This is a genomic window from Segatella sinensis, assembly GCF_040095255.1.
In the GTDB taxonomy this organism is placed as follows: Bacteria; Bacteroidota; Bacteroidia; order Bacteroidales; family Bacteroidaceae; genus Prevotella; species Prevotella sinensis.
The window spans coordinates 1-878 of sequence record NZ_JBBNGE010000128.1; the positions used below are offsets into that span (position 1 = coordinate 1).

Here is an 878-nt window from a genome sequence, read left to right on the forward strand (position 1 = left end):
GAAAAGAAAATCCATGCTACACCCAAATCATACCTCAAAAAATCTGGATATTGGAAATCAGGGAGTTACATGACGGGCGACTGCAATGTGGGTTAAAGAATTCTACTCCTGTATTATCCTTTACTAATTTAGCAAAATCGGTTATCACCTTATCCGCCTCCGATTGAGATGTAAATCGTTGCATCTCATATTTCTTGAGAATGGTATGCTCCTTATCCGTACAGGTTATTTGGGTATCTTTCGATGACTCAAGAAAACGGGTTAGAAAGCCTTTCCAATCATCTTCTGGTCTTTTGGGGTCGTATAACCATAGCTCTGACTTTTTTGTCGTATATACAGACACATTGAATATGATATACGAATGTGAAACCTCTGAACTGGCATATGAAGATACATCTGTCATATCCTTATTCTCTTCATTGGAAATAAAGTATCCATCGTCTGACACCTGGAATATTGACATCTCTATGGTATGTCTTCCCCTTTTTGTAGCTCCAAAGTAATACTCAAAAAAATGACCATACAGGAAATCCAAGCCGCTCATATCCTTATATACATTCAATTTGGCATAATCTTTATCTGGACTATTCCTTCTGTTTCTAATCTCGTCACTAAACCAATTCTTGCTTCCCCACATATCAGTATATGGAGTTTGTTCTCTGATATAGTTCACTATATTAAGTACGCGTTCCTGGAATCTTGAAAGTAGTCTGAATGCGTTTCTAACATCAATGAATATATTGTCAATCTCTTTTTTCATATTGCAAAGTATTTTCTTATATTTCTATAGAAGATGGATTTATGAGCCCACTTTAAAAAGGAGCATATTTTGAATCCAGTCTGACCAGTGTGGTCATTCTGAGTGAAACATAGCAATC

At 36.2% G+C, this 878-nt stretch carries 1 pseudogene; it reads right to left on the reverse strand.

The features are described from left to right. Window positions 1–124: 124 nt before the first annotated feature. A pseudogene (locus AAAT87_RS15405) lies at window positions 125–760 on the reverse strand (hypothetical protein); the annotation flags it as partial. Window positions 761–878: the final 118 nt, after the last annotated feature.